Genomic DNA, 9,483 nt, shown 5'->3' with positions numbered 1-9,483 from the left:
GGTCCGCCGCCGCCGCCGAGTCCGGCAGCCCCAGCCACAGGTCGGCGTCCAGGCCGAGCGGGGCGGCGATGTCCGACGCGATCCACTCGCCGGTCCCCCGGCCGGTCACGCGCCGGACCAGTTCGTCGAGCATCCAGCCGTACGTCAGGGGGTGGTAGCCGTGGTCGGTGCCGGGCTCCCAGGCGGGGGTCTGCGCGGCCACGGCCGCCGGGCCCCGGCGCGGGTCCAGCGCCTCGGCGGGGGTGAGGGGACGGTCCAGGACCGGGAGCCCGGCCCGGTGGTTGAGCACGTGCCGCACCAGCACGAGGTCCTTGCCGTGCGCCTTGAACTCCGGCCAGTACCGGCCCACCGGCGCGTCGAGGTCCAGTTCCCCGCGCTCGGCCAGCATCAGCGGTACGGCGGCGGCGACGCCCTTCGTCGCCGAGCGCATGATCTGGGCGGTGCCGTGCTGCCAGGGCTCGTCGCCGTCGACGTCCCGGGTGCCGGCCCACAGGTCGACGACCTTGCGCCCGTGCCGGTAGACCACGACCGCCGCGCCCCGCTCGCCGAGCGCCTCGAAGTTGCGTACGAACGCGGCCCTGACCGGCTCGAAGCCCTCGGCGACCGTACCGTTCACGTCCACGTCGGCGCTCCTTGCTGTCCGTTCACTCGCCACGACCGCTCGCCACGACGACGGATGCAACGTACAGGCATGGCCCGGGATTCCCCCGCCCGGGGCCGCCGCAGCCCCTCGCCGCCGCCCTCCGGGCCGTTCCCGGCCGCTCCGGACCGTTCCCGGCCCCTCCAGGCCGTCTCAGCCCAGCACGATGGTGACGTCGATGTTGTCGCGGGTCGCGTTCGAGTACGGGCAGACCATGTGCGCCGCGTCGACGAGCTTGGCCGCGATGTCCTGGTCGATGACCGGGAGGGAGACGCTGAGGGCGACGGCGAGGCCGTAACCGCGCTGCTTGTTGGGGCCGATGCCCACCTTCGCGGCGACGGTGGAGCCGGTCAGGTCGTAGCCCGCGCGGCGGCCGACGAGGACCAGCGCGTTGTGGAAGCAGGAGCTGTACCCGGCGGCGAACAGTTGCTCGGGGTTGGTGCCGTTGCCGTCGCCGCCCATCGCCGGTGGCATCGCGACCTTGAGGTCGATCTGGCCGTCCTGGCTGCTGATGTAGCCGTCCCGGCCCCCGTGCGCGGTGGCCTCGGCGACGTACATGATCTTCGTCGGACGCGTATCGGAAGGGGTCTCCCCCGCGGCGTCGTCAGTCATTCCCTTGGCCTCCCCCAGGACGAGCGCGTGGCCTCCCCAGGACAGGCGCGCACGAATACATCGTGCACAAGGTACCGGTCGGTAGGGGAGAGCGGTTACCAGGGGGTAGTAACCATGGGTAACACAAGGTCACCACCGGCCGCCCCGCCGACCGGCGAGTGACCGACGGGGCGGCCTCGCCCGCTCAGCGGCCTGCCGCCTTCGTCGCCCGTGCCGTCAACTGCCACAGTTCCTCGCGCAGCCGTGCCACCTCGGGGGCGTGCAGCCCGGTGGCGGCCGCGAGGGTGGCGGGGACGGCCGCCGCACGGTCGCGGAGCTGTTCGCCGCGCCCGGTGAGCGCGATCCGCACCGAACGCTCGTCCCGCAGCGACCGCTCCCGGCTCAGCAGCCCGGCCGACTCCAGCCGCTTCAGCAGCGGCGAGACCGTGCCGTAGTCGAGCCGCAGGGCGCCCGTCAGTTCCTTGACGGTGGTCTCACCGCGCTCCCAGAGGGAGAGCATGACCAGATACTGCGGGTAGGTGAGGCCGAGTTCGTCGAGCAGCGGGCGGTACGCGGCGGTGACCGCGCGCTGGGCCGCGTACAGCGCGAAGCACAACTGCTGGTCGAGGAGCAGCGAACCGTGCTGTTCGGGTTCCTCATGATTCGTCACGGGCCCCATTGTCACGGACGCGTGTGGTGCGCTGCGGGGGGACCGTGTTTGTCCGCGGGTGAGCAGGGGCTGGTCGTCCAGTTCCCCGCGCCCCTCAAAAGCGCAGGGCGCCCCCGGCCTTCAAAGGGCGCGGGGAACTGCGCGAGAAGCCCGCACCCACCCGCACCCACCCGCACCCGGCGGACAACCCTCACCACCGAGCCCTAACGGGCCCTCACCGACCGCGGGTCGAATCCGAACGGCAGCTCCAGCCGATGGGCCCGCATCAGCTCGTCGTCGACGAGAAGCTCACCCGTCACCCCGTCCGCCGCGATGACACCCTCGCTGAGGATCAGGGAACGCGGGCAGAGTTCGAGCGCGTACGGCAGGTCGTGCGTGACCATGAGCACGGTGACGTCCAACGACCGCAGGATGTCCGCGAGTTCGCGGCGCGAGGCGGGGTCCAGGTTGGAGGACGGCTCGTCGAGGACGAGGATCTCGGGCTCCATGGCGAGCACGGTGGCCACCGCCACCCGCCGCCGCTGCCCGAACGAGAGGTGGTGCGGCGGCCGTTCCCTGAACTCCGCCATGCCGACCTGTCCGAGGGCCTTGTCCACCCGGGCCTCCAGCTCGGGGCCCCGCATTCCCGCCGCTGCGGGCCCGAAGGCCACGTCCTCGCGCACGGTCGGCATGAACAACTGGTCGTCGGGGTCCTGGAAGACGATGCCGACCTTCCGCCGGATCTCGGCCATGTGCCGTTTGCCGACCGGCATCCCGGCGACGGTCACCGTGCCGGCTCCCCCGGTGAGGATGCCGTTCAGGTGCAGGACGAGGGTGGTCTTCCCGGCCCCGTTCGGCCCGAGCAGCGCGACCCGCTCCCCTCGCCCGACGGTGAAGTCGACGCCGAAGAGGGCCTGATGGCCGTCGGGGTAGGCGAAGGCTAGCCCGGCGACTTCGAGGGACGGGGGCACGAGGCTCTCGGACGGGGGCGCGAGGCTTTCGGACGCGGTCACAGGCTCCATCCCAGCAGACATACGACGAGTGCGGCGACCGGCAGGGCGAAGGCGTACGACCACTGCGCCCGGGACGCGGTCACCTCGTCGATGACGGGCATGGTGCCCGCGTACCCCCGGCTGATCATGGCCAGATGGACCCGCTCGCCACGCTCGTACGAGCGGATGAACAGCGCCCCGGCCGTTTTGGCGAGCACCCCCCAGTGCCGTACGCCGCTCGCCTCGAACCCCCGTGACTCGCGCGCGATCCGCATCCGCCGCATCTCATCGGTGATCACGTCTCCGTAGCGGATCATGAAGGACGCGATCTGGACGAGCAGCGGGGGCAGTCTGAGGCGCTGGAGTCCGAGGAGGAGTTCACGGAGTTCGGTGGTGGACGCGAGGAGGACGGAGGCGGCGACGCCGAGCGTTCCCTTGGCGAGGACGTTCCAGGCGCCCCACAGCCCGCTGACGCTCAGCGACATCCCGAGGACCTCGACGCGCTCGCCCTGCGCCACGAACGGCATCAGCACGGCGAACGCGACGAACGGGATCTCGATGAGCAGCCGCCGGAGCAGGAACCCGGCGGGTACGCGGGCCACGCACGCGACCACGCCGAGCAGCACGGCGTACAGCCCGAACGCCCACATCGCCTCCCGCGGCGTCGACACCACGACGACCACGAAGGCGAAGACGGCCGCGAGTTTGGTGTGCGGCGGCAGGGCGTGCACGGGCGAGTGCGCGTGCCGGTAGAGCTTGTGGGCGTGGCCGGCCCCCATGTCAGGCGTTCTCGGGCAGGGAGGTGGGGGACGTGGCGTCGTCCTCGCCGGTACGCCGCTTGCGTACGGCCCAGAAGATCCCCGTACCGGCGACGACCGTGACGCCGACGCCGATCACGCCCGCGAGGCCGCCGGAGAGGCGGGTGTCGGTGAGGCCCTCGACGCCGTAGTCGGCGAGCGGGGAGTCGGCGGCGGCGTGGTCCTCGACCTTGGCGTCGATGCCCTTGTCCGCGGCGACCTTCTCCAGCCCGTCGGGGTCGGCGGAGGCGTAGAAGCTGACGACACCGGCGAGGAGGAGGGAGGTGCCGAGGCCGGCGAGGATCAGCCTGCGGGGCGACCGGGCGGCGACGGGGGCGGGCGTCGGCTCGGCTGCGGGCGCGTCGACCAGCTCACCGCCGACGCGCAGCTTCAGCGGGGCGGTCAGGCCCCGGGCGCCGTGCACGAGGTCCGGGCGTACGGCGATGACGGCACCGACCGTGGCGGCGGTGATCGCGGCCTCGCCGATGCCGATGAGGGTGTGGACGCCGACCATGGCGGTGAGGACCGAGCCGATCGGCACGTCCGTGGTGCCGCCGATCGCGTAGACGAGCGTGAAGGCGACGGCCGCGGCGGGCACGGAGATCAGGGCGGCGACGAAGGCGGAGACGGTGATCGAGCGGCGCGTCCTGGGCAGCACCTTCACGAGTCCGCGGAAGAGGGCGTACGCGACGACGGACGTGACGACGGCCATGACGCTGATGTTCACGCCGAGGGCGGTGAGGCCGCCGTCGGCGAAGAGGATGCCCTGCATGAGGAGCACCACGGACACGCACAGGACCCCTGTATAGGGGCCCACGAGTATCGCGGCCAGGGCACCGCCGAGCAGATGTCCGCTGGTCCCGGCCGCGACCGGGAAGTTCAGCATCTGCACGGCGAAGATGAACGCGGCGACGAGCCCGGCGAGCGGCGCCGTCCGTTCGTCCAGCTCACGCCGGGCGCCGCGCAGGCTCACGGCGACCGCACCGGCGGCGACGACTCCGGCGACCGCCGAGACGGGGGCGTTGATGAATCCGTCGGGGACGTGCATACGAGGGCTCGCTCTCCTGGTCGGGGGCCGGGCCACCGGGTGGGGACACGCTGGCTGAGGGCTGGGTGCTGGATGCTGGGGCATTCTGCGGATGGCTGGAGTGGCCGGAACCTTACGATGATAGAGCCCTATTGCGAGTCTCTTGCAAGAGCGACGCAAGTCCGATTAGCGAACGACTCGCCGAACGCGACACAGGAACACCCGCCGGCCGCCCGGCGCGCTCACATCGGCCTCCCGGGACTCCCGCAGGGCCTCCACGGGCGCGCGGCGGAAAATGTGCGACATTGGAGGGGCAGCGGACAGCGGATTCACAGCTTCCGTCAGGGTCACTCAGCGTGAGGAGCAGCCCGATGTCTGTCACCGTCGAGCAGTACGCTCGGGCCCATGTCGTCACGGACTCCCCCGAGGACCGGGACACCGTGCCGGTCGTCCTGCGCTACGACACCGACGCCTCCACCGTCCGCCTGCGCATCCCCGGCCCCGACACCTCCGCCGTCCGCGAACGCCTCCCCGGCCCCGACGAGTGGACCTTCCCCCGCGACCTCCTCGAACGCGGCCTGCGTACCCCCACCAGCTCCGGCCCTGTAAGCATCTGGCCCTGCGGCCGCGTCCAGGCCGTCATGGAGTTCCACTCCGCCCAGGGGGTGGCGGTGATGCAGTTCGACACGAAGGCACTGATCCGCTTCCTGCGCCGGACGTACACGGCGGTTCCGGTCGCGCACTGAGCGGAGCGCCGGGGGTGTGCACGACCGCGACGGCCCTGCCGCACGCACCCGGAGGCCGGCCGCTCGCACGGTGATCACCACGCCGTCCCGGCCAGGTCGTACCAAGCCAGGTCGTACCCCGCCATCAACCGATCGGCCGATGCCTCTTCGAGCGCGATGGCCGATGTCCGCGTCCTGCGCCCCCGGGCACGCTCTTGTGCATGGCAGTCATCGAAGTCAGCGGCCTGCACAAGGCCTACGGGGGCAGGAAAGCAGTCGACGGCGTGTCCTTCGCCGTCGAGGAGGGGGAGATCTTCGGGATCCTGGGCCCCAACGGCGCCGGCAAGACCACCACCGTCGAGTGCGTGGAGGGACTGCGGCGGCCCGACGGCGGCAGCATCCGCGTCGCCGGGTACGACCCCGTCGCCGACCGCGGCCCCGTCACCCGCATCCTGGGCGCGCAGCTCCAGGAGAGCGAACTGCAGCCCAAGATCACGGTCCGGGAAGCGCTCGAACTGTACGCCGCCTGCTGTCCGGATCCCGCCGACTGGCGTGCCCTCGCCGAGCGCCTCGGTCTCACCGACAAGCTCCGCACGCGCTTCGCGAAGCTGTCCGGCGGACAGAAGCAGCGCCTGTTCATCGCGCTCGCCCTGATCGGCAACCCCCGCATCGTCGTACTGGACGAGCTGACCACCGGGCTCGACCCGCGCGCCCGCCGCGACACCTGGCAGCTCATCGAGGAGGTACGTGACAGCGGTGTCACCGTGCTGCTGGTCACTCACTTCATGGAGGAGGCCCAGCGCCTGTGCGACCGGATCGCCCTGATCGACCAGGGCCGTATCACCGCACTGGACACCCCGGCCGGGCTGATAGGCCGCACCGCGAGCGGTACGGCGGTCTCCTTCAGGCCCTCCGCCCCGCTGGACACACGGCAGCTGGCGGACCTGCCCTCGGTCGCGTCCGTGACCCGGACGGAGAAGGACGGCCGGATCGTCGTCAAGGGCACCGACGAAACGGTCGACGCCCTGCTGTCACTGCTCGCCGGGCAGGGCATCACCGCCCACCAACTCCGCGTCACGGAAGCCACCCTGGACGACGCCTACCTCGACCTGACGGGACCGGACGCATGACCGCCACCACCACCGCCATCACCCACACCCCCACCCGTCCCACCGCCGTCAAGGGCAGTGCCACCGCCGTCCTCAAGGCCGAGGCGCGGCTCTTCCTGCGTGAGCCCGCCGCCCTCTTCTGGATCCTCGCCTTCCCCACGGTGCTGCTGTGCGTCCTGGGCTCCATCCCGTCCTTTCGGGAGCCGTCGGCCGATCCGAACGGCCGGCGCCCGGTGGACCTGTACGTCCCCGTCGCCGTTCTGCTCGCCGTGATCATGTCCGGCATCCAGGCCATGCCGCCCGTCCTGACCGGCTACCGCGAGCGGGGCATCCTGCGCCGCATGTCCACCACACCCGTGCGGCCGGGCGCCCTCATCGGCGCGCAGATCGTGCTGCACGGCGCCGCCGTGGTGCTCTCCGCCTCGCTCGCCCTCGCGGTGGGCCGGTTCGTGTTCGACGTGGCTCTGCCCCGCCAGGCGGCCGGGTACCTGGTGGCCTTCGTACTCGCCACTCTGGCCACCTTGGCGATCGGCGGCACCGTCTCCGCCCTCAGCCGGACGACGAAGATCACCCAGGCGGTAGGGTCCGTGGTGTTCTTCCCTGTCATGTTCACCAGCGGTGTGTGGCTGCCCGTCTCGGCGATGCCCGACGCCCTCCAGCGCATCGTGGAACTCACCCCCCTGGGCGCCGCCGCACAGGCCCTCGACGCGGCCGCCGCAGGGGACTGGCCCAGCTGGACACACCTCGGGGTCACGGCGTTGTGGGCGGTACTGCTGATGGCCGCGGCCCGGCGCTGGTTCAAGTGGGAGTAGGTCAGGCGCACATGAGGACGACAGCCGAGGGAGGCGTCACGAAGACGGCTGAGGGAGGCGGCACGGCGACGGTCGAAGGAGGCGGCACGGCGACGGTCGAAGGAGGCGGCACGGCGACGGTCGAAGGAGGCGGCACGGCGACGGTCGAGGAACGCTGGGCGCAGTTCTTCCGGTACGGCCCGTACGCCCTGCTGGGCCTGGCCACGCTCATCGGGGCCGCGGCCGCCGACGCGGTGATGACCCGACGGGAGATGTACCTCGCGGGGGGCCTGGTGCTCGCCTCGCTGGTCCTCCAGGCGTGGTGGACGCGGGCGGTGCCGCGGCTGCTGGCGGCGGACTCCACGGCGGCCGCCGCCGGCAGCGGCACCCGAGGCGGGGGCCCCGTCTGTGTGCCGGAAACCGACTTGGGCATCCACGGCCGGGTACTACCCGAGGGCACCACTGCGGGGTACGTCTACTTCACGCTGCGCACCACCCTCGCCCTCACTCTCACCTGGCTCAACCCGCTGTTCTCGATCTACGCCTTCCTCGGCTACTTCGAAGCCGGACGCCTGCTGCCGCCGCGCGCCGCCCGGGCCGGGCTCGTGGTCACCGCCGTCATCATGGCGGGTTCCCAGTCCGGCGGCCTGCCGCCCGCCTCCCACACGAACTGGCTCCTCTTCGGCGGGCTGTTCATCCTCCATACGGTGCTCGTCACCGTCATGACCCACCTTGACGCCAAGGAAGCCGAGAGGCTCAGGGAGCGGGCCGAGACCATCACCGCCCTGGAGAAGGCGCTCGCCGAGAACGCGGCCCTGCACGCCCAACTCGTCATCCAGGCAAGGGAGGCGGGCGTCGCCGACGAACGCCACCGCCTCGCCGCCGAGATCCACGACACCATCGCCCAGGGCCTGGCCGGCATCATCACCCAGCTCCAGGTGGTCGCCTCCGCCGCCGATCCGGACGTGGCCCGCGAGCACCTGGACCGCGCGCAGGCGCTGGCCCGCCAGTCCCTGGGCGAGGCCCGGCGCTCCGTGCGCAACCTCTCTCCGGCCGCCCTGGAGCACGACACGCTCCCCGTGGCTCTGCGGAAGACCGTCGCCGAGTGGTCCGAACGCACCGGTGTCACCGCCCGGTTCACGGTGACCGGCATCGAGGAACCGCTGCACGAAGAGGTCGCCGCCACCCTTCTGCGGATCGCCCAGGAAGCTCTCACCAACGCGGCCGATCACGCCGACGCCGCCCGCGCAGGCGTGACGCTCTCCTACATGGGCGACGAGGTCACCTTGGACATACGGGACGACGGGCTCGGCTTCGACCCCCTCGCCGTACCGCCGCGTACGCGCATCGGCGGCTTCGGCCTCGACGGGATGCGCGCCCGTGCCCAACGCATCGCGGGCACCCTCGCCGTCGAGTCGGAAGCCGGGCAGGGCACCGCGATCAGTGCTCGCGTACCGTTGGTGCGCCATGACTGACCGCGTCATCACCCTGCTGATCGTCGACGACCACCCCGTCGTACGGGACGGTCTGCGCGGCATGTTCGCCTCCGATCCCGACTTCGACGTCCTGGGCGAGGCGGCGGGCGGCGTCGAGGGAGTCGAACTCGCCCTGCGCCTCGACCCGGATGTCGTCCTCATGGACCTGCGCATGCCCGCCGGCAACGGGGTGGAGGCAATCGCCGAGCTCACCCGGCGAGGCGCCCGCGCCAAAGTCCTCGTCCTCACCACGTACGACACCGACGCCGACACGATCCCCGCGATCGAGGCGGGCGCCACCGGCTATCTCCTCAAGGACGCGCCCCGTGACGATCTGTTCGCGGCGGTCCGTGCCGCCGCGGAGGGGCGCACCGTCCTCTCGCCCGCCATCGCGTCCCGCCTGGTCTGCGCCGTCAGGAAGCCCACCGCGCCCGCGAGCCAGGCTCTCTCGGCCCGCGAACGGGAGGTGCTCGAACTGGTCGCGAAAGGCACGTCGAACCGCGAGATCGCCCGAGAGCTCTTCATCAGCGAGGCGACGGTCAAGACCCACCTGACGCACCTGTACGGCAAGTTGGCCGTGAAGGACCGCGCGGCCGCGGTGGCGGCGGCCTACGACCGCGGCATCCTCGGGTGAGCGGCCTCGCGGTGTGAGGGCGCCATGCCCCTCGTCGGCCTCAGCATGGACGA

General features: G+C 71.8%; 11 protein-coding genes. 5 read left to right on the top strand and 6 right to left on the bottom strand.

Annotated features, from left to right (window positions below; genetic code table 11):
• The 6 genes from AWZ10_RS15455 to AWZ10_RS15430 all read right to left on the bottom strand — a co-directional run.
• Positions 1 to 622 (bottom strand): serine hydrolase domain-containing protein (locus AWZ10_RS15455; protein WP_159058279.1); only part of this gene is annotated, 622 nt, incomplete at its 3' end.
• Positions 623 to 793: 171 nt separating this feature from the next.
• Positions 794 to 1,252, bottom strand: coding sequence for an organic hydroperoxide resistance protein (locus AWZ10_RS15450; RefSeq protein ID WP_060891329.1), 459 nt, complete (start codon positions 1,250 to 1,252; stop codon positions 794 to 796).
• 184 nt (positions 1,253 to 1,436) lie between these two features.
• Positions 1,437 to 1,910, bottom strand: coding sequence for a MarR family winged helix-turn-helix transcriptional regulator (locus AWZ10_RS15445; RefSeq protein WP_037705555.1), 474 nt, complete (start codon positions 1,908 to 1,910; stop codon positions 1,437 to 1,439).
• 194 nt (positions 1,911 to 2,104) lie between these two features.
• Positions 2,105 to 2,902, bottom strand: a complete 798-nt coding sequence (locus AWZ10_RS15440) for an energy-coupling factor ABC transporter ATP-binding protein (RefSeq protein ID WP_046704838.1) — start codon at positions 2,900 to 2,902, stop codon at positions 2,105 to 2,107.
• The gene (cbiQ, locus tag AWZ10_RS15435; RefSeq protein ID WP_060891328.1) at positions 2,890 to 3,651 is read right to left on the bottom strand and encodes a cobalt ECF transporter T component CbiQ; all 762 of its coding nucleotides are present in this window, start codon (positions 3,649 to 3,651) and stop codon (positions 2,890 to 2,892) included. Before cbiQ ends, AWZ10_RS15440 begins: the two co-directional genes overlap by 13 nt.
• 1 nt (position 3,652) lies before the next feature.
• Positions 3,653 to 4,717: an energy-coupling factor ABC transporter permease gene (locus AWZ10_RS15430; protein WP_046704836.1), complete on the bottom strand. Its 1,065-nt coding sequence runs from the start codon at positions 4,715 to 4,717 to the stop codon at positions 3,653 to 3,655.
• Between the two features lie 350 nt (positions 4,718 to 5,067).
• Between AWZ10_RS15430 and AWZ10_RS15425 the strand changes: the two genes are divergently transcribed.
• The 5 genes from AWZ10_RS15425 (at position 5,068) to AWZ10_RS15405 (ending at position 9,430) form a co-directional block, all read left to right on the top strand.
• Complete coding sequence (locus AWZ10_RS15425) at positions 5,068 to 5,442, top strand: SsgA family sporulation/cell division regulator (protein WP_046704835.1); 375 nt, start codon at positions 5,068 to 5,070, stop codon at positions 5,440 to 5,442.
• Positions 5,443 to 5,642: 200 nt separating this feature from the next.
• The gene (locus AWZ10_RS15420) at positions 5,643 to 6,551 is read left to right on the top strand and encodes an ABC transporter ATP-binding protein (protein ID WP_060891327.1); all 909 of its coding nucleotides are present in this window, start codon (positions 5,643 to 5,645) and stop codon (positions 6,549 to 6,551) included.
• Positions 6,548 to 7,342 (top strand): ABC transporter permease, encoded by a 795-nt coding sequence (locus AWZ10_RS15415; RefSeq protein ID WP_060891326.1) that lies wholly within the window; start codon positions 6,548 to 6,550, stop codon positions 7,340 to 7,342. The genes AWZ10_RS15420 and AWZ10_RS15415 overlap by 4 nt, the downstream gene beginning before the upstream one ends.
• An 11-nt stretch (positions 7,343 to 7,353) precedes the next feature.
• Positions 7,354 to 8,796, top strand: a complete 1,443-nt coding sequence (locus AWZ10_RS15410) for a sensor histidine kinase (protein ID WP_079104370.1) — start codon at positions 7,354 to 7,356, stop codon at positions 8,794 to 8,796.
• The gene (locus AWZ10_RS15405; RefSeq protein ID WP_046704831.1) at positions 8,789 to 9,430 is read left to right on the top strand and encodes a response regulator; all 642 of its coding nucleotides are present in this window, start codon (positions 8,789 to 8,791) and stop codon (positions 9,428 to 9,430) included. The genes AWZ10_RS15410 and AWZ10_RS15405 overlap by 8 nt, the downstream gene beginning before the upstream one ends.
• Positions 9,431 to 9,483: the final 53 nt, after the last annotated feature.

Origin of the sequence: Streptomyces europaeiscabiei (assembly GCF_001550375.1) — a bacterium.
Classification (GTDB): Bacteria; Actinomycetota; Actinomycetes; order Streptomycetales; family Streptomycetaceae; genus Streptomyces; species Streptomyces europaeiscabiei.
Note: the sequence above shows the minus strand (reverse complement) of the source record. Positions and strands in the feature narration are given on the sequence as shown.